This window comes from Amycolatopsis sp. YIM 10 (assembly GCF_009429145.1).
GTDB lineage: Bacteria > Actinomycetota > Actinomycetes > Mycobacteriales > Pseudonocardiaceae > Amycolatopsis.
Window position 1 is genome coordinate 9,837,208 of sequence record NZ_CP045480.1, and the last position, 18,097, is coordinate 9,855,304.

The 18,097-nt window shown below is 69.2% G+C and carries 15 protein-coding genes; 7 read left to right on the forward strand and 8 right to left on the reverse strand.

Translation table 11 applies throughout. The annotated features are described in order from the left end of the window. Positions 1–10: 10 nt before the first annotated feature. The 3 genes from YIM_RS45735 to YIM_RS45745 form a co-directional block, all read right to left on the reverse strand. On the reverse strand, positions 11–157 hold the full coding sequence (locus tag YIM_RS45735) for a SapB/AmfS family lanthipeptide (protein WP_153036271.1): 147 nt from the start codon (positions 155–157) through the stop codon (positions 11–13). Positions 158–179: 22 nt separating this feature from the next. Continuing rightward, positions 180–2,750 (reverse strand): class III lanthionine synthetase LanKC, encoded by a 2,571-nt coding sequence (gene lanKC, locus YIM_RS45740; RefSeq protein WP_153036272.1) that lies wholly within the window; start codon positions 2,748–2,750, stop codon positions 180–182. A gap of 336 nt (positions 2,751–3,086) precedes the next feature. Next, the gene (locus tag YIM_RS45745; RefSeq protein ID WP_153036273.1) at positions 3,087–3,731 is read right to left on the reverse strand and encodes a molybdopterin-dependent oxidoreductase; all 645 of its coding nucleotides are present in this window, start codon (positions 3,729–3,731) and stop codon (positions 3,087–3,089) included. A gap of 312 nt (positions 3,732–4,043) precedes the next feature. On the opposite strand from YIM_RS45745, the gene YIM_RS45750 reads away from it, so the two are divergent. The 5 genes from YIM_RS45750 (at position 4,044) to YIM_RS45770 (ending at position 6,779) form a co-directional block, all read left to right on the forward strand. Then, the gene (locus tag YIM_RS45750) at positions 4,044–4,364 is read left to right on the forward strand and encodes a winged helix-turn-helix domain-containing protein (RefSeq protein ID WP_153036274.1); all 321 of its coding nucleotides are present in this window, start codon (positions 4,044–4,046) and stop codon (positions 4,362–4,364) included. Next, on the forward strand, positions 4,361–4,603 hold the full coding sequence (locus YIM_RS45755) for a hypothetical protein (RefSeq protein WP_153036275.1): 243 nt from the start codon (positions 4,361–4,363) through the stop codon (positions 4,601–4,603). The genes YIM_RS45750 and YIM_RS45755 overlap by 4 nt, the downstream gene beginning before the upstream one ends. Positions 4,604–4,720: 117 nt before the next feature. Further along, positions 4,721–5,446, forward strand: a complete 726-nt coding sequence (locus tag YIM_RS45760; RefSeq protein ID WP_153036276.1) for a GNAT family N-acetyltransferase — start codon at positions 4,721–4,723, stop codon at positions 5,444–5,446. Positions 5,447–5,580: 134 nt separating this feature from the next. Next, complete coding sequence (locus YIM_RS45765) at positions 5,581–6,159, forward strand: lysophospholipid acyltransferase family protein (protein WP_228004422.1); 579 nt, start codon at positions 5,581–5,583, stop codon at positions 6,157–6,159. Then, positions 6,144–6,779, forward strand: a complete 636-nt coding sequence (locus tag YIM_RS45770) for a DedA family protein (RefSeq protein WP_153036278.1) — start codon at positions 6,144–6,146, stop codon at positions 6,777–6,779. Before YIM_RS45765 ends, YIM_RS45770 begins: the two co-directional genes overlap by 16 nt. Here YIM_RS45770 and YIM_RS45775 read toward each other — a convergent pair. Continuing rightward, positions 6,761–7,516: a hypothetical protein gene (locus tag YIM_RS45775; protein WP_153036279.1), complete on the reverse strand. Its 756-nt coding sequence runs from the start codon at positions 7,514–7,516 to the stop codon at positions 6,761–6,763. The genes YIM_RS45770 and YIM_RS45775 overlap by 19 nt on opposite strands. 122 nt (positions 7,517–7,638) lie before the next feature. Beyond that, on the reverse strand, positions 7,639–8,220 hold the full coding sequence (locus YIM_RS45780) for a TetR/AcrR family transcriptional regulator (RefSeq protein ID WP_153036280.1): 582 nt from the start codon (positions 8,218–8,220) through the stop codon (positions 7,639–7,641). A 45-nt stretch (positions 8,221–8,265) separates the two neighbouring features. Here YIM_RS45780 and YIM_RS45785 point away from each other — a divergent pair, with 45 nt between their 5' ends. Together YIM_RS45785 and YIM_RS45790 are read left to right on the forward strand one after the other, a co-directional pair. Then, entirely contained in the window at positions 8,266–9,273 is a 1,008-nt protein-coding gene (locus YIM_RS45785; protein ID WP_153036281.1) for a hypothetical protein, read from the forward strand. A 27-nt stretch (positions 9,274–9,300) separates the two neighbouring features. After that, positions 9,301–10,938, forward strand: a complete 1,638-nt coding sequence (locus YIM_RS45790; RefSeq protein WP_194239967.1) for an Hsp70 family protein — start codon at positions 9,301–9,303, stop codon at positions 10,936–10,938. 36 nt (positions 10,939–10,974) lie between these two features. Here YIM_RS45790 and YIM_RS45795 read toward each other — a convergent pair whose 3' ends face one another. The 3 genes from YIM_RS45795 to YIM_RS45805 all read right to left on the reverse strand — a co-directional run bounded on the left by YIM_RS45795 (position 10,975) and on the right by YIM_RS45805 (position 17,866). Continuing rightward, on the reverse strand, positions 10,975–12,816 hold the full coding sequence (locus YIM_RS45795; protein ID WP_153036283.1) for a copper-binding protein: 1,842 nt from the start codon (positions 12,814–12,816) through the stop codon (positions 10,975–10,977). A gap of 67 nt (positions 12,817–12,883) precedes the next feature. Further along, the gene (locus YIM_RS45800; RefSeq protein ID WP_228004423.1) at positions 12,884–16,819 is read right to left on the reverse strand and encodes a ThuA domain-containing protein; all 3,936 of its coding nucleotides are present in this window, start codon (positions 16,817–16,819) and stop codon (positions 12,884–12,886) included. A 27-nt stretch (positions 16,820–16,846) separates the two neighbouring features. Continuing rightward, a complete protein-coding gene (locus tag YIM_RS45805; protein WP_153036284.1) occupies positions 16,847–17,866 on the reverse strand; it encodes a multicopper oxidase domain-containing protein in 1,020 nt (339 codons plus the stop codon). Positions 17,867–18,097: the final 231 nt, after the last annotated feature.

The window sequence follows — 18,097 nt, forward strand, 5'->3', positions numbered from 1 at the left end:
CGCGACTAGCTCAGTGGCAGGTCAGCAGGGAAACGGTGCTGTTGTTGCAGGAGGCCAGCAGGCTCAGGTTCGAGCCGCCGCCACCGCCACCGCTGCCGCCGCCGAACTGGGGGCCCTCGGTGTCTTCCATGGCCTGCAGGTCCAGAACGAGCTCCATGGGTGTTCCTTTCGTCGGGTGTTCATCCACCGGCCGTGCTCGACCGGGGTCCGGGGGACAGGAACGGCAGCACTGCGCCGTGCCCGTCGAGGGTGGCGGCCAGGGCGAGGAGCACCCCGGCACCGCCGGTGTAGAGATCCATCGACAACCGCAGCAGCTGGTTGCCGGGGAAGGCGAGCCCGTCCCGGTACGGCAGCGCGTACCAGGCGAACCGCGAAAGGTGCAGGTCCACCGCGGCCAGCGCGACCGGGTCACCGGTGCGCCGCGCCTCGGCGGAAAGCGTGGCCATCAGCCCGGCGCGGCCGAGCATCAGGCCGGGGTGGATGACGAACTCACCACGGCAGGCGTCCAGCAGCCGCGGCAGCTTCTCCAGGCAGTCCGCGTCCGGCCGGTGCGCGGCCAGCTCCTCGGCGGCCAGCGCCACCCCGGCGCTGCCCATGCCGACGTACGGCAGGGTCCGGGATTCGCCGTCGCGCACCTGCAACGAGCCGTCGTCGGCGGGCACGCACTCCTCGAGATCGCGTTCGACGGCCTTCGCCGCGAGGTCCAGCCATGCCTGGTCGCCGGTGGCCTCGAACAGCCGCACGAACAGCAGGGCCGGCCCCGACCAGCCGCTCATCAGCCCGGCCCTGGCGAACTTCAGCGGTCCGGCGTCGGTGGCCAGCGCGTTGCCCAGCCGCTCGCCGATGGTGACCGCGGTCCGCTCGAAGTCGGCGTCCCGCCGGGTCCCGGCGAAGTGCAGGTAGTTCAGGCCGATCCCGGCCAGCCCGCCTTCGAGATTGTGGTCGGTGGTGATCTCGACCAGGTGCCGCGAAGCCGCGATCAGCTCGTCGGCCCGGTCGTGGTGGCCGAAGTTCTCCAGCACGTAGGCGATGCCGTGGGTGCCGTCGTAGAAACCGGGGCGGCTGGGCGGGGTCCGGCGGACCGCGTCGAGCAGCCACTGCTCGTGCTCGGGATAGCGGCCCTCACCGGCGGCGTGCAACGCGTGCAGCACACCGGCGGCGCCGTAACCGAAGCCGAGCCCGCCGACCTCGAACTGCTGGATGTCGCCGGGGAAGAGCCGGTCCTGCCGATCGGGCGTGGCGCTGGCGAGGATCGCCGTCGCGATCGACTTGCGCACCACCGCCCAATCCGGCTTGGGCTCGTCGAGCTGGGTGACGGCCGGACGCACCTCGGCGTCCCCACGCGGGGAGAGCACGTCGAGGATGCGCCGGCCATACCCCTCGGGCAAAGGGAACCGGCGCTCGGCGAAGTCCACGAGCGAGGCGAGTTTGGCCGGCGCCAGTTCGAGGATCGTGTTGAGCGGCAGGAACAACCACAGCCGCAGAGCCGCCAGCGCGTACTCGTCGATCTCGAAACCGGTGCGATCCCGCTGCGCGCGGAAGCCGGGCGCGCCGAGCGCCGGCTTGGTCTCCTCTTCGATTCCCGCCGCGAGTTCGAAATCGATCAGGGAGACCGTGTCGTCGTTGTTGTCGTCCACCAGGATGTTCAGCGCGTGCAGGTCACCGAAGACCACCCCGCGCTCGTGCACCGCGGCGACCAGCCGCTCGACCCGGCCGATCAGCGCCAGGGCGCGCTCGGTGTACTCGGCGACGTCCTGTTCGGTGGCGTCCCGCCTGGTCAGCGGGTAGTTGCGGGCGAGCCAGGCGCCGACCGGCTTGCCCGGCACGAACTGCATCGCCAGGAAGTGGTGCTCCCACACCTGGAAGCGGTCGTAGACCTCGGGAATGCCGGGAATGCCCGCCAGCCGCTCGAGGATCCGGTGCTCGCGTTCGAGCCTGGCCACCGCGTCCACCAGGTCGCGGTCCAGGCCGGCGTGCGGCCGGGCCTCCTTGAGCACCACTTCGCGGTCGTCGGCCAGCCGGTTGGCCAGGTAGACCCCGCCGCCGTTGGAGAAGTGCAGCGATTTGGTCACCTTGTACGGGAACTGCGCCGGGTCGCCGCCCTTGCGGGCCGCCAGGTGCGGCTCGAGGCATTCGGGCAACTCGACCCAGTCGGGCACGTGGAAACTCGGCCCGCGCTTGTCCGGCACCAGCGTGCCGTCCGGCTTGCTGATGGCCAGCACCCGCGTGCCGTCGGCTTCCACCCACTGCTCGGCAAAACCACCGTAACGGGCGTAGAGTGGCCCTTCGCCGTAACGCAGGTCGCTGAGAATGTACGGACCCACCTCGCCCTGCAGCTCGGCGGAAAGGTCGCTCAGCACCCGCTGGAGGCTCTCTTCATCCGGCGGATAAATTGTTATCAGCTTACCGCTGCCATCCCGTGGCGCATATTTCGAATTCCGCGCCAGCAGGATCGACCGGCTGCGCAGGTGCTTGAAGGCGATGCGCTGCTCGACGCAGTACGCGGCCACCGCGAGCAGGACCCGCTCGGCGTTCGCCATACCGGCCGAAACGTGGATCTTCCAGCCCTGAGCAGGCAAAACCGCGTCCGCCGGGGACAGCGAGCGCCAGATCCCGCGCTCGCCGGACCGCCACTCGGAGCCCAGCGACGGCAGCACGGCGGCGAAATCGTCCTTCGCCTGGCCGTCGTCGCGCTGTTCGTCGAAGAACAGCGGATCCGCGAAGCAGAATGCTTCGTATCGGAGGTCCATCCAGCAGAGACCTTTCTCAAGGGGAGATTTCCCGCCGCCGCTCGGCGTTTTGGGATGCCGCAATATTTCCGCACGCCGGGGGGCCGGCGGCCAATCCGCCATTTCGGCGTTTCGGCCGAGCCGACCGGACCATCGACACTGAGCTTACTGACGAGTAAGTCAACAGTGGGTCAACATCACCGAAAGTTGGTTCACCCGGTCGGTGCGTAACGAGCAAGGTCATCGACAAAGGTGCTGGTAGGACCGCTTAAGGAATGTGCACTAATTCATTCTAACGAGAACGCTCGTTTTGGTGATCGGTTTTCCGCTCGTATCGTACGATCGCCGTAGCCGGGGTCAATCCCCGGTGGCGGCAGAAGTACCCACAGGCACGAAACGGCGGAAGAGCGGGCGCCAGATCCGGCCCCGCAGCAGGGCACTGCGCTCCTCCAGTTCGACCCGGCCGCGCCGGTGCGCCTTCCAGCCCGCGGATCCCCCGTCGTAGCTGGTCACGTATTCGATGGCGCAGACGTGGCGCACGCTCTTGTAGCCGTAGTGCGCCGGGGCGACCAGCCGCAGCGGAGCACCGGCGTCGGCGTCGAGCGGTTGCCCGGCAAGGGAGTCGGCGAGCAGCACATCCGCCGCCAGCGCGTCGTCGAGCGCGAGGCAGCTGCGAAACCCGTCCAGTCCGGCGAAAACCACCCAGCGGCACTTCGGGTGCGGTTCGACGCGCCGGCGGAGCACTTCGTGCACCTCGCGGAACGGGACGCCGCCCCAGCGCAGCGAGAGAGCGCTCCAAGTGGTGACGCAGTGCAGATCGCTGATCTGCTCCCGCCCCGGCCCGCCGAGCAGTTCGGCCAGTTCGAGCTGCACGGGACGCCGGACCACGCCGGTCACCGTGACCACCGGGCGCGCGGGCACCTCCGGCCGCACGCGGTGGAACTCGGGCAGGCCGAACCGCTGACGTGCGGCAGGCCACTGACCTGGGGGCAAAGCGGGCATGACGGCACCTCCGTTTCTAGAGACTACTCTCCAATACTAGCGGTCAGGGCTCAACCCTGAGTTCTCCCGGAGATCGCTCGCGGACCATGGCCGCGGCGCCGCGCACCTGTCAGCATTTCCTTACACGTAAGAGGGCACGCGAATAGAGCAGGTGGATGGCCGTCGTGATCGAGGTGGTGGTTCCTGGCGGTACCGCGCCGGCATCGGCGTACTGGACCGTACTTCGATGTCGGCGCGGTGCCGCCAGGGGCCGCCTCGGCGCGACGGGCGCCGCCATGCCCTATTCGCGCCCCCTCTAAGGGGATGAGCTCGATGCCCGAGACCGGGGACGCGCTCCTGCGCACGCTGACCGCGCTGGCGAACCCCCACCGGCTGCGCGTGATCGGCGCACTGGCCGGTGGCCGCCAGTACGTCAGCAAGCTGGCCAGGGAACTCGGCATCAGCAGACCGCTGCTGCACATGCACCTCCAGCGGCTGGAAGCGGCGGGGCTTGTCGTGGGCACGCTGGAAACCGGTGAGGACGGAAAACTCATGAAGTACTTCGAGGCAACGGAATTCGCGCTTTCGCTCAGTCCCGCGACGATCGCCGCGGCGGTGCCGACCCTGTCCGAGCGGCCGGGGGAGGATCGATGACCTGGCAGGAAACCACGATCACGATGGTCTCCATCATCTTCGGCATGGCGCTGGTCATCGTGGTGGTGCTCCAGCTGAGCAAGATCATCAGCACCGTGGCGTCGGCCCGGCGCGAGCGGGTGCTGCGCGAACTGGCCGTCGAGCTGCGTGCCGGGCAGGACCACCTCAGCGCCGAAGTCGCCGAGATCCGCCGCATCGTCGAGGAAACGGAACGGAGGGTGCGCGAAGTCGACTACTAGGGATTTTTCCGTGCAGTGAAGGGGATCGCCGAGCGGGAACTCGGCGACCCCGGACGAAGACACCGCACGCGCGTCCGCTGACCACGATCCGCGCGTGTGTTACCGAGAGAGGCACGCATGTCCTCCTTGTCGATGCTACCCGCGCGCGCCGGGGTCTACACCACGTCCATCGCGCACACCGCCGAACAGCTCCGCGCCGCCCAGCGGCTGCGGCACCGGGTTTTCGCCGGTGAGCTGGGCGCCCGGCTCGACGGCGAACTCGACGCCGACGAGTTCGACCGGTTCTGCGACCACCTGATCGTCGAGCACGAACCCACCGGCGAGGTGGTCGGCACCTACCGGCTGCTGCCGCCCGGCCGCAGCGATTTCCTGTACTCGCAGGGTGAATTCGAACTCGGCGCGCTGGACCCGTTGCGCTCGTCGCTGGTGGAGCTCGGCCGTTCCTGCGTGCACCCGGACCACCGGGGTGGCGCGGTGATCGGTCTGATGTGGACAGCGGTCGCGCGGTACGCGCACCTGTCCGGCAACCGGTACTTGGCCGGCTGTGCCTCGGTCCCCCTCGGCGACGGTGGCATGGCGGCGGCGTCGACACTGGCCCTGTCCGAGAAGCACGCCGGTCCGTACGAAGTGACGCCGCATCTGCCGTGGATTCCTTCGGTGGCAGGGCGTCCGAGTTATGCACAGGTGCCGCCGCTGCTGCGTGGGTATCTCCGGCTGGGCGCGTGGATCTGTGGAAAACCCGCGCACGACCCGGATTTCGACGTCGCCGACTTCTTCATCCTGCTGCCGCTGGACCGGATCGACGATCGTTACCTCCGTTACTTCCTCGGGGCGGCGCAATGATCCACAGCCCGTGCACACCCTTGTGCATAACTGAGCCATGGCCACCGGTCGACTCGGCGACAGCCGCCCGCCGGGCTTCGGCACTGCTTTCCGCTTGCACGAGCGGAAGTCTGCGCGAGCGGGCGTGGCGGGCGTTGCGCGCACTGGACGTCGACGTCGAGCATTCCGCTTACACGCCAAGTGAACCCGGCACGCTGGTGGTGGCGAACCACATCTCGTGGCTGGACATCCCGGTGATGCTGGCGCTGGATTCCGCGGTGTTCCTTGCCAAGCGCGAAGTGGCACGGTGGCCGTTCGTCGGTGGGCTGGCGATGCGGTCGGGCACGTTGTTCATCGATCGGCACAGTTATCGCGGGTTGCCGCGGACCGTGGCGGAACTGGCTCGCACCTTGCGTTCCGGGCGTTCGGTGGTGGTCTTTCCGGAGGCCACCACGTGCTGCGGGGTGCACTCGGCGCCGTTCCGCCGGGCGGCTTTCCAGGCCGCACTGGACGCGGGCGCGCCGATCCAGCCGGTGCGGATTTCCTACCACCAGGGCGATGCACCGAGCACCGTGCCCGCGTTCCTCGGCGACGACACTCTGCTGACCTCGGTGCGGCGAGTGCTGCGCGCCCGCGAGCTGCGGGTGCGCGTCAGCTCGAGTCCGCTGTTGGAACCCTTCGGTGACCGGCGCCGCCTCGCCGCTCTGGCCCAGCACCCATGCTTGATCTCCTGAACTCGTTCGCCGAGCTGGTGTCCGGCGCGCTGGGTTCGCCGTGGCTGTGGGTGGTGGTGTTCTTCGTGTCCGCTTTGGACGCTCTGCTGCCGTTCATGCCCAGTGAGACCACGGTGATCACCGTCGCGGTGCTGCTGGGGCAGGCGGCCGGGAGCCTGGTGGCGCTGGCCGTGCTGGCGGCGGCCGGGGCGCTGGCCGGGGACTGCCTGAGCCACGCCATCGGCCGCCGGGCGGGCCCGCGGGCGCTGGCGCGCCTGCAACGCGGCGAGCGCGGGCAGCGGCGGTACGAGTGGGTGCGGGACAAGCTGGCCAGGCACGGTCCCACGCTGATCATCGCCGGGCGGTACCTGCCGGGTGGCCGGGTCGCGGTCGGCCTGGCCACCGGCAGCCTGCGCTATCCCCTGCGGCGGTTCGTCGCACTGGACGCGCTCGGTGCCTCGATCTGGGCGGTGTACAGCGTGCTGGTCGGCTACCTGGGCGGCGCGAGCTTCGCCGGCAACCCGGCGATGGGCCTGCTGGTCGCGTTCGGCATCGGCCTGGCCACGGTCGGCCTGGTCGAACTCGGCCGCCGTCACTACGCACGGCGACGAGATCGGGTGGATCAGGCGTCACCGACGTAGATGGCTTTGTCCGCGCCGAAGGTGGGCTGGAAGGCGATTTGCATTTCGCCGGGTTGCGGGCCGACGGCGTAGGCGACCGAATAGGTGAAGGTTTTCCCGGGCAGCACGGTCGCCGATTCCAGGCCGCCGCCGCATTCACCGCCGAAGTCGTGGATCTGGTCCGCTTTGGCACCGCCGAATTGGGCGTCGCCGCCGAGGGAGAGCAGGGTGGCGTCGAAGGGTTCGCTGGTTCCGTTGGTCACCGTGACGGTGATCTTGACCGCGCGCTCGATGTTCGGCGGCGCGGCGGTGTCGCTCGGCTTGCACGCGGCCGGGGCGGCGACGTCCACCGCGAGACCGCTCTCCCAGGTGTACCGCTTTCCCCAGGTCGGAGCGTCCGCGGGCACCCCGCCCTCACCTCGCCCGGCGTCGGCGACGCGGCCCTGATCGGTGGTGCCGTTGAGGATCTCGTCCAGCTTCTCCACCGCCGCCTGCTGGGCGATCACGGTGAACACGATGCCGGCCACGCACAACGCGACCCCGATCCCGGCGAGGATCTTCTTGCTGCCGAAAAGCGCGATCGCACCGAGGATGAACCCCACTCCGGCGACCACCGCGGTCAGGTTGTTCAGGAAGATGATCGGCGAACCGAGCACGCCGACAATTCCGAGAATGAGCGAACTCCAGGCGAGCGCGGCGAATTTCGCCGGTTTGGCCTGGGGCATCATCGGCGGGGGCAGAGTGGGCTGAGCGGTCATGGCGGCGGCTCCGGAAAAGTGCGCGGGCAATTGTCCACCAATTCGCCGCCCGACTGCGTTCCGTTACGGCCGCCCCCGGCGCGTGACCGGAACGTCATCCAGTTACCCCTGATCAGGTGACGTCAGTCGCCGAGGAGCCAGGTCAGGAAAGTGCGGAACTCCGCCAGCTGCTCAGCCGGGTTGAAGCCCTCTTCGTCGGCGGCCAGGAAGGCGGCGTCCGCGACGCGCTGGATCCACACGGCCACCCGCTCCGGCGCGAAGGCCAGGCGCGCGGAATCCAGCCGCCCCAGCAGTTCGGTGAGGGTGGCCCGGATACGCAACTCGTTCGCCTCGATCATCTCGGCGAACTCCTGGTCCTGGTTGATCTGCAGCAACGCCGCCGCCATCAGGCCGGGTATCAGCGGATCGGCGAGATCGGCCATCAGGTGCTCTGCCACCTGCCGCACCCCGGTCGCCGGGTCGTCGGCCGCCAGCGCGCGCTCGCACACCTCGGCGTCGCGCACCTGGTCGTCGCGGAACAACGCGTGGAAGATCTCCCGCTTGGTCGGGAAGTAGTGGAACAGCGTGCCCGAGCCGATGCCCGCGCGGCGGCAGATGTCCGCGGTGGACGTGCCGTCGACCCCGGCCGCGGCGAACTCCTGGGCGGCGGCCGCCAGGATCTCGGCGCGCCTGCGGGCGTGCTGTTCGGGATTGACGGTACGCATCAAGATCCAGGATAACCCATTACCAGAGCGGGTACTCTGCTAATCATGGACGTGCGCGGCATTTCGTACACCGTGGCCGACACCGACCCGGCCGAAGACCTGCGGACGATCCGCGAGGAACTGCACTGCACCACGGTCCTGCTCGCCGGTACCGACGCCGCGAAGCAGCTCAGAGCGGCGGAGAAAGCTCTCGCGCTCGGCCTCGACGTCTGGATCGAGCCGCAGATCGGCGACCGCCCCTTCGACGACGTGCTGGCCTGGATCGCCGAGGCGGCCGCGGGCGCCGAGGAACTCCGCGCCCGCTATCCGGGCCGGGTCACCCTGGTCGTCGGCTGCGAGTACTCGCTCCGGCTCTCCGGCATGATCCCCGGTCCGCGCGAGTTCATCCGGCTCCAGGTGCTGATCCGCTGGCCCCGCAAGTGGAGAGCGCGCAGCTCCGTTGAGGGTGGTGGTGGGCTGGCGGGCGGGCTATTCGACCGCCGGATCACGCGGGTGCTCAACCGCCGCCTCGCCCGTTCGGTGGCCGTCGCGCGCGGCGCCTTCCACGGCCCGATCACCTACGCGGCCGGCTACTGGGAGCAGGTCGACTGGTCGCCGTTCGACCTGGTCGGCGTCAATCTCTACCGGATGGGCGACAACCGCGAAGCCTACGAGGACCGGCTGCGCGAACTCGTCCGGAGCACGGACAAACCGGTGGTCATCACCGAGTTCGGCTGCGGCGCGTTCACCGGCGCCGACCGGCGCGGTCCCGCGTCGTTCCTGATCGTCAACTGGTTCACCAGCCCGCCGCGCATCCGCGACGGCCACGTGCGCGACGAGCGAACACAGGCGGCCTACCTCGGCGAACTCATCGAGCTGTACGAACGCGAGGACGTGCACGGCGCCTTTGTCTTCACCTACTGGATGCCGGACTTCCCGCACCACCCCGACCCGGCGCTGGACCTCGACATGGCCGGCTTCGGCGTGGTGAAGGTGACCGCCGACGGCAAGCGCGTGCCCAAGGAAGCCTTCACCGAAGTGGCACATCGCTATTCGGCCACAACGGCCTCCTGAACGCGATCACAAAAGTACGGTCTGGCCGTGCGTGAACTCGCTGTCGACTTCGGGACCTCCAACACGGTCGCCGCGTTGCGGGCCAACGGCGGTCCGTCCCGCCTGCTGCTGTTCGACGGCTGGCCGGTGCTTCCGTCCGCGGTGCTGCGCGGGCGCGACGGCGGTCTGGTCGTCGGCCGGGAGGCGCTGCGTGGCGCGCGGCTGGACCCGGCGCGCTTCGAACCGCACCCCAAGGAACGCATCGACGAGGGCGAGGTCCTGCTCGGTGACGCCGCCGTGCCGGTGGTCTCGCTGATCGCGGCGGTGCTGCGCCGGGTCGCCGCGGAGGCGCCCGCGCCCGATCGTGTCGTGCTCACCCACCCCGCCGACTGGTACAGCTCACGCCGCGCGGTGCTGCTGGCGGCGGCGCGCGAAGCGGGATGGCAAGGGGAAGTCCAGCTCGTCGCCGAACCGGTCGCCGCCGCCTCGCAGGCCGCCGACGTGCCGCCCGGGCAGGCGGTCGCGGTGTTCGACATGGGCGGCGGCACCACCGACGTCGCGGTCCTGCGGCGCACGAGCACCGGCTGGGACGTGCTCGCCGAGGCGGGCCTGCCGGACTTCGGCGGCCGCGACCTCGACCAGTTGCTGCTGGACCACCTCGGCGTCGAAGTGGACCCGACGGCCGACGCGGCGGGGCGGCGCGCGGCCCGCGTGCTCGCCGAGGACGTGCGGGCGGGCAAGGAAGCGCTGTCGCAGTATCCGCAGACCGACATCCCGCTCCCCGCGCCGCGACCCGACGCGCACCTGACCCGGCAGGAGCTGGAAACCCTGGTCGAAGCGGCACTGCGACGGGCGGTCGACCTGCTCGCGGAAACCGTCGGCACCACCTCGCTCACCGCCGTCCACCTGGTCGGCGGCGCCACGCGCATGCCGCTGGTGGCCCGGCTGATCAGCGAACGGCTTGGCCTGGTGCCGACGATCGTCGAATCACCGGAAACCAGCGTCGCGCTGGGCGCACTGGGCCCGCCGCCACGTCCACAAAGGACACCATTTCCCCCGCCACCGCTGCCCCGGTCCACGCCGATGCCCCCGCCTCCGCCGGAGGAGCGGAAGAAACCGCCGGTCGCCGCCATCACCACGGCGATCGTGGTGACCCTGCTGGCCGCCGGTGGCGTGATCGCGGCCGCGCTGCTGCGCCCGGACACCGTCGGCACCGCGGTGGTGGGACCGACGCCGTCCGCGCCCCCGGACAACCCGGCCTTCCGCGGGGACGAGCCACTGATCGCGTTCGCCGGACCGGCCGCCGGGAAGGCCGACGAGTGCGTGAACGTCATGGGCACCGCCAGCCAGGGCGACCAGTACTCGGCGCGAAACCACGTGCGCTGCCGGTTCGAGATCGACGGCATCGCCTACTTCGCGAACTACCTGTCGGCGGACGGCCCGCAGACCTGCGGCCAGCTCAACGAGGAGTTCCTCGAACTGCCCGGCGCGCAGTGGCTGAGCGAAGATCCCTGGACGGGTGGCGACCTGCGCGGGAAGTCGCACGACGTCGCCGCGACCAGCGGGAACAACGTGCTCTGGTACACCGACACGAACACGCTGTGCGCCTTCTTCGGCGCGAGCACCGACCAGAACCCGCCGATGTCCGAAGTCCACCAGGCCTGGGAAACAGTCGTGGGTGCGTAGGAAAGCCCTACGCACCCACGAAAACCGCCTGAGGGATCAGACCGCGTTGCTGGTCTGCATGCCGATGTCGGAGTTGATCGCGGCGGTGATGATCCGGTCCCGCTGGTCACTGGTCAGCACGCCGTAGCCGACGAGTTCCTTGGTCACCGCCTTGACGTGGCGCACGAACTTGGTGTGCGTCGCGTACTCGGCGTTCTCGGCGATGACGTCGTTGATCGTGCAGCCGTTGCCGATGTCCACGTTCTTCACCTGGCTGTCGATGCCGCCGATGATCACCGTCGAGCGCAGGTCCGAATCCGGGCAAACGTCCTGCCCCGGCCCGGAACCGCCCTTGACCACGGAGAACGTGCCGGTGCGCTCGTCGGCGACGTTGCCTTCCTTGTCCGACGCCCGGTACTTGACCGTGTGCGTGCCGACCGCGGTCACCTCGACCGGGGCCGAGTAGGCCGCCCAGGCCGCGCCGTTCAGCTGGTACTCGATCTTGTCCACGCCGGAGCCGGTGTCGGTGGCGGTCAGCGTCACCGTCGCCTTGTCCACGTAGGCCCAGTTCGAGTTCTGCGTGCCGGTCACCGTCATCGAGGTCTTGGGCGGCTCGACGTCACCACTGCCCTCGACGATGGTGAACGCGGACGAACCCTCGGCGGAAGCGTTGCCCGCCTTGTCCGTGGCGCGGAACTTCACCGTGTGCGCACCGAGCGCGGTCACCGGAACCGGTGCGGTGTAAGCGGTCCACGCCCCGCCGTCGAGCTGGTACTCGACCTTGTCCACGCCCGAAGCCTCGTCGGTCGCGTTCAGCCGGATCGACGCCGAGCCGACGTAGGCACCGTCGGAGTTCTGCGTGCCGTCGATGACCGCGGCCACCACCGGCGGGGTGGTGTCTTCGCCACCGCCCTCCTCGACCACGGTGAAGTGCGACATGCCCTCCTGCGAGGTGTTGCCCGCCTTGTCGGTCGCGCGGTGGTGCAACATGTGCGCGCCCGGCGTCGAGACCACAACCGGTGCGGTGTAAGCGGTCCACGCACCACCGTCGAGCTGGTACTCGACCTTGTCGACGCCCGAACCCTCATCCGTGGCGGTCAGCTCGACCGAAGCCGAGCCGACGTAGTTGCCGTCCGGGTCCTGCGTGCCGGTCACCTTCGCGGTGACCACCGGCGGCGTGGTGTCCGCGCCACCGCCCTCGACGATGGTGAACGACGCCATGCCCTCCTGGGAGGCGTTGCCCGCCTTGTCCGTGGCGCGGTAGTGGACCATGTGCGCGCCGACCGCGGTCACCTGGACCGGTGCGGTGTAAGCGGTCCACGCACCACCGTCGAGCTGGTACTCGACCTTGTCGACGCCGGAGTTGTCGTCGGTGGCGGTCAGTTCGACCGCGGCGGAACCGACGTAGTTGCCGTCCGAGTTCTGCGTGCCGGTCACCTTCGCGGTGACCACCGGCGGCGTGGTGTCCTCCCCGCCACCGCCTTCGGTGACCACGAACTCGCCCTGCATCGAGCTGTGGCCCGGCAGCGCGCAGAAGTAGCGGTACTTGCCCGGCGTCAGGGTGACAGTCAGCTCGTGGCGGCCCTTGTTGGCGTCGGTCGGGCTGGCCGTGATGTTCACCTGCGCGTCGTGGTTGTAGCCAGGTGTGGAGTTGTCGAAGGTCAGCGTGTGGAGCATGCCGGTGTCGTTCCCGGTCGCCACGCTGTTCTCGAAGACGATGGTGGTCTCACCGGCCACCGCGGTGGTGGGGGCGGAGGTGTACTTGGTGACGTTCTCGTCCGAAGTCCAGGTCAGCGTTTGGGCCGCGGCGGCCACTGGCGACGACGCCGACGCCGGCATCACCACCAGCCCCAGCATGGTCAGCGCCGCGGCCAGCGCGGCGAGCATTCGTCGGGACATAGCGGGAAAACCTTCCTGAAGGGCCGGCCGGCGCGCACCGCGCGCCGGCCGGCTGGTCAACCGGGGGTTACAGCGGCCGCACCCTGATGTCGCGGAACTCCATCAGGTCGTTGTCACCGTGGTTCTGCAGGCCGATGAACCCGTCGGCGAACTGCCGCAGGTCCGTCGGCGGGTCGCCCGGACGCGACGACTGCAGTCCCGGGTTGTTGTCGAACTCGTTGATCACCTTGCCGTTGCGGATGATCGTGTAGTGCTGGCCGACAACCTTGATCTCGTACTCGTTCCACTGCCCCTTCGGCGTGACACCGGCGGCGTCCAGCGGGTTCGGGTCGAAGTTGTAGACCGAGCCCGTCTTCTGCGGTTCGCCGGTGGTCCCGTCGTAGAGCTGGATCTCGTGACCGCAGTAGATGGCCACCCACGCCTGTGACGTGGCCGCGGAACCGGTGGTGCCGCAGCTGCCCGGCGGCCGCTGGTCCAGCGGGATCCGGGGGTCGGGGAACCGCACGAAGACCCCGCTGTTGGCGTTGCCCTGCGGTGCGATGTCCTTGAACTTCAGCTTCAGCGAGTAGTTGCCGAACTGCTGCCCGGCGTACCAGAGCATGCCCAGCCCGCCGCTGGGCCGCAACGAACCGTCCGGCTGGATCTTGAACTCCCCGGACGGTGCCATCTCCCAGCCCTTGAGCGAAGTCCCGTCGTAGATCGACATGTACCCGACGTGGCCGGGCGTTCCGATCGGCGAGTCCTGCGCGACCTGGTTGATCTTGTCCCGCTGCTTGTCGTTGATGATGCCGAGCTGCTTCAGGTTCCGCGTCGCGTTCTTGACGTGGTCCATGAAGCCGGCCTTGGTCGGCCACGTGCTCTCGTCGTCGATCATGTCGTCGACCTTGCAGCCGCCACCGGCGTTCTGGTTCGGCACACCGGTGTCGGTGTCTCCGACGGTCACCGTGGCCCCGGGATCGGGTACCAGGCAGCCGACGTTCGCCGTGGTCCGCGAGACCACCTTCTCGCCGTCGGCGTAGGTGGTGGTCAGCTTCGCGGTGAACGGACCGGTGCGGGTGTAGGTGTGCCGGGGGTTGGCCTCGGTCGACATGGTGCCGTCGCCGAAGTCCCACTCCCAGGCCACGCCACCGGACTTGAGCCCGTTGAACGCCACCGTCAGCGGCTTGCTCTGCACGTTGGTGTTCGTCGCCGCGGGCGCCGGGGTGGCCGCCCCGCCGGTGTAGGTGATCCGGATCAGCTTCTGGTTGGCGTCGAGGCTGAAGAAGCCGTTGCCGTAGTCCAGCAGGTACAGCGCGCCGTCCGGGCCGAACTTGGCGTCCATCCAGCTGAGCAGCTTCGAGTCGCCGCTGCCGCCGGGAATGATCTGGCGGAGCGTCTCGGCGAAGGCGGGCGGCTGCTGCGTGGGCACCCCGTTGGGGTCCACCGTCACCGCGACGCGGTTCTGCGAGTTGGACTGGTCACCGATGAACCACTTGTTGTCCCAGTACTCCGGCCAGGCCACACCGCTGTTGGCGTTCACCAGTTCGTGGTGGTAGGTCGGGCCGGACATGACCGCCTGACCGCCACCCCGGAGGTAGGGCTGGGTGTAGGTCGCGTCCGCGGCGTTGTAGGTCGGCACGGAGCTGTTCGGGCGGTTCGGGAAGATCGGGCCGCCGCCGTCCGGCGAGTACCAGATCATGTTGTCCTTGATCGGCGGCAGGTTCACCAGGCCGGTGTTGCGCGGCGAGGTGTTCACCGGGTTGTTGCAGTCGTACCAGCCGGTCAGCACCGCGGCGTCGGAGCTGCTGCGGTCGCGGTACGGCTGCCGGTTGCCCATGCAGTACGGCCAGCCGTGGTTGCCCGCTTCGGTGATCACGGTCGCCGTCTCGTACTTCGCCGGGCCGAGTTCCGGGCTCGGTGAGCCGGCGTCGGGCCCGACCCAGCCGGCGGTGACCCAGTTGGTGACCGGGTCCACCTGCAGGCGCGAGATGTTCCGCACGCCCATCACGTAGATCTCCGGGCGCGCCTTGTCCGTGCCCGGCGGGAACAGGTTGCCGGCCGGCACGGTGTAGGTGCCGTCGGCCTCCGGGTGGATCCGGATGATCTTGCCGTTCAGGTCGTTCGTGTTGCCCGAGGTGCGGCGCGCGTCCTGGAAGGAGACGCCCTTGTAGTCGGCAGTCCAGTTGTTGCCGGAGTAGCCGTTCGAGCCCTGCGACGAGTTGCTGTCACCGGACCCGATGTAGAGGTTGCCGTCCTTGTCGAAGGCCATGCCGCCACCGGCGTGGCAGCAGCTGTGGATCTGCGTGTCCCAGGACAGCAGGTCCTTGCGGGTGGCCTGGTCGATGGTGGACTTCGCGGCGTCGTAGGTGAACCGCGAAACCGTGCGCTTGCCGATCCGCTTGTCCTTGTCGATGGACTCGTACGGCATCCAGTAGACGTAGAACCAGCCGTTCTCGGCGAACTTCGGGTCCAGCGTCATGCCGACCAGACCCTCTTCGTTCTTCACCAGCTCGTCCCCGGAACCCCGGTTGCCCATCACCTTGAGCGTGGTGAGCAGCTTGACCTGCTTGGTGGCCGGGTCCCACTGGTGGATCGTGCCGCAGCCGAGACCGACGTTCGGGTTGTCCCAGCTGGGCACCGGGCCGGTCGCGCAGGCGGCCTTGCCGATGTAGAACACGCGCCCGTTCGGCGCGATGGTCAGCCCGTGCGGCTCGCCGATCTGGTCCATCTGCCCGGCGGCGTTCTGCCCGGACAGCTTCTCGATCTTGTAGTTCGAGGCGATGGTGGCCTTGCAGTCACCGCGCACCATGCCGGTGGTCCACTTCAGCGCACCGAGCAGGTGGCCGCGGAACTGGTCCTCGCCGTAGCTGCCTTCGGTGCGTCCCATCCCGGTGTAGAAGGAGCGGCCACCGTCGTAGTCGCGGCACCAGGAGATCGGGTGGAACGGCCCGTTGGCGGTCGGACCGGGGTTGTAGCCCTTCTCCTCGACCTGGGCGATGGTGTGGACCTGGCCGACCGGGTTGGCTTCCCAGTTCAGCCAGCGGTCGGTCCGCTTCCAGTTCAGCGGCAGGCCCTCGTTCGCCGGGTGCTGGCGGTCGAGCACGTTGACCGTGGCCTCGGCCGGCGCGGGCTCCGGCGGCGGCGGGTTCTGCGAGTTGTCGTAGTGCACGTCGAACTCGGCCAGCTGGGTGGCCGTGTCACCGGCGTTCGCGGTGATGTTCAGCCGGTAGTGCGCGTAGCTGGTGGTGTTGGTGAACTCGAAGGTCCGGCTCTGGAAGCGCTGGGGGAAGTCCTCGCCGGTGCGCTTGTCCAGGTCGGTCCAGGTCTGGCCGTCGGCCGAACCCTGCAGGGTCCAGTCCTTCGGGTCGCGGCCGTCGAAGTCGTTGGCCGAGGTCATCGAGTACTTGGTCAGCTTGGCCGGAGCGGGCAGCTGGTAGCTGACCCAGGCGGTCTTGGCGAACGCGAGCCACTTGGTGTTCTGGTCGCGGTCGTTCAGCTTTTCCTTGGTCTCGTTGGGCGGGTTCTCGCCGCTGGCGGTGATCGCCGTGCGGGCGCCGGCCGGGCGCGCGCCGATCAGGCCGGTGAACCAGTCCGAGTTGGGCTGCGCCTTGGCCGCGTCGGACAGGCCGACAAAACCACCGCCCGCCTTCATGTAGTTCCGCAGCGCGGTTTCCTGCTCCGTGGACAGGGTCACGCCCTGCGCGGACAGGAACACCACACCCCGGTAGTTGGCCAGGTTCGCCGCGGTGAACACGCCGGGGTCCGAGCTGGACGTCACGGCGATGCCGTTGTCCTGCCCGAGCCGGGCGATCGCGTCGCTGGCCCGCTGCACCGGGTCCTTCTGGTCCGCCACCGGACCGTGGAACACCAGCACGGAGACCGGTGCCGCCGCGGTCGCGGCGGGTTGTGCCTGCGCGACGACCGACGTGGCCAGTGGCGCCGCGAGCGAGACCACCGCCCCGACGGCCAGCATGGCCGCCGATCGTCGCCGTTTCGACCAGCCTGTCGAAACTCTTCGTCCCATCCCTGACTCCTTATTTGGTGTTGGGAACTAGTGGTTGTGCGCGGTCGCACTGGACTCGGCGGTGTGGCCCGAGTGGTCGTGGTTCTTGAACCGGTCGATCGCCTCCTGCGCGCCGGCGGGCATGCTGCCGTCGGGGTTGCGGACCAGGAAGATGCCGGCCATGCCCATGTCCGAGTGGTTCTGGACGTGGCAGTGGTACATCCAGGCACCGGGGCCGACGCCCTCACCGGCGATCACCTGGAAGCCGAAGGAGGCGCCGGGGTCGAGGTTCTTGTTGTCGATCACGTTGGCGTGGTCGTTCTCGCCGTTGAGCATCCCGGTGCGGGTGTCCGCCCAGCGGTGCGCGTGCAGGTGGAAGGTGTGCGGGAAGATGCCGTGGCCGATGCAGATCCACTCGACGCGCTCGCCCTGGTTGGCCTCGAACATCGGGGTGTCCGGGGCGACCTTGTTGTTGATCAGCATGTCGTTGAAGACCACCGTGTACTGCCTGCTCGGCAGCAGGTCGCCCCGCTTGCGCACGATCAGCCCGCCGTAGAGGCCCTTCTGCAGGCCGACGGTGCCGTGGTCGGTGCCCATGGCGTGGTCGTGGTACTGCCAGTAGCCCGCGCTGCCCGGCATCCAGAACCCGTTGGCCGCCTTGTACTGCGTGCGGGTGCGCCAGATGTAGGTCCGCGTCTCGCCGGGCTTGTTGAACGAGTTGTTCAGCGGGGAGCCGTCGGAGTCGGTGTCGTAGTTGACCCCGTGCGGGTGGATGGACAGCCGCTGGTCGGTGTTGTTGACCAGCTCGATCTCCAGGGTGTCGCCCTCGTAGATCTCCAGCAGCGGGCCGGGGATGGAGGCCTTGCCGGGTTCGAGGCCGTAGCCGAACTGACCGCCGGGCAGCGGCTCGGCGTAGATGGTGAGCTTGCGGGTCACCCCGGCCGCGGCGGCGGCGTGCGGGGCGGCGGCACCGGCCACCATGCCCGGGATCAGCACCCCCGCCGCGGCGGTGGCCAGCATCGAGCGGCGCGACAGCCCGGAGCGGGCGGGCTGGGCGGCTTTGTCCATGGCGGATCTCCGTTTCGGGGACATCGGGGCATTCGGGCTTCGAGGCTTCGAGGCTTCGAGGCTTCGAGGGGAGGCTCGGGGTAGCGGAGTTCGTCAGGGCCGGTCCGGGGGTTCGGCCCCGGCGGCGTCGAGTGGAAATGCCGGGGCTCGGGCCGCCCCGCGGCCGTATCGCCCCGGCGGCGACATCGTTGACATCGTTGACACCATTGCCACGTGCCTCGCCTTTCGACC

Bases quoted from the DNA above. Each gene is read 5' to 3' on its own strand.
- YIM_RS45785 (WP_153036281.1), top strand. From the start codon at position 8,266: ATGGACGTGCGCGGCATTTCGTACACCGTGGCCGACACCGACCCGGCC.
- YIM_RS45800 (WP_228004423.1), bottom strand. From the start codon at position 16,819: ATGGGACGAAGAGTTTCGACAGGCTGGTCGAAACGGCGACGATCGGCG.
- YIM_RS45775 (WP_153036279.1), bottom strand. From the start codon at position 7,516: ATGACCGCTCAGCCCACTCTGCCCCCGCCGATGATGCCCCAGGCCAAA.
- YIM_RS45780 (WP_153036280.1), bottom strand. From the start codon at position 8,220: ATGCGTACCGTCAATCCCGAACAGCACGCCCGCAGGCGCGCCGAGATC.
- YIM_RS45805 (WP_153036284.1), bottom strand. From the start codon at position 17,866: ATGGACAAAGCCGCCCAGCCCGCCCGCTCCGGGCTGTCGCGCCGCTCG.
- lanKC (WP_153036272.1), bottom strand. From the start codon at position 2,750: ATGGACCTCCGATACGAAGCATTCTGCTTCGCGGATCCGCTGTTCTTC.
- YIM_RS45760 (WP_153036276.1), top strand. From the start codon at position 4,721: ATGTCCTCCTTGTCGATGCTACCCGCGCGCGCCGGGGTCTACACCACG.
- YIM_RS45755 (WP_153036275.1), top strand. From the start codon at position 4,361: ATGACCTGGCAGGAAACCACGATCACGATGGTCTCCATCATCTTCGGC.
- YIM_RS45770 (WP_153036278.1), top strand. From the start codon at position 6,144: ATGCTTGATCTCCTGAACTCGTTCGCCGAGCTGGTGTCCGGCGCGCTG.
- YIM_RS45745 (WP_153036273.1), bottom strand. From the start codon at position 3,731: ATGCCCGCTTTGCCCCCAGGTCAGTGGCCTGCCGCACGTCAGCGGTTC.
- YIM_RS45735 (WP_153036271.1), bottom strand. From the start codon at position 157: ATGGAGCTCGTTCTGGACCTGCAGGCCATGGAAGACACCGAGGGCCCC.
- YIM_RS45795 (WP_153036283.1), bottom strand. From the start codon at position 12,816: ATGTCCCGACGAATGCTCGCCGCGCTGGCCGCGGCGCTGACCATGCTG.
- YIM_RS45750 (WP_153036274.1), top strand. From the start codon at position 4,044: ATGCCCGAGACCGGGGACGCGCTCCTGCGCACGCTGACCGCGCTGGCG.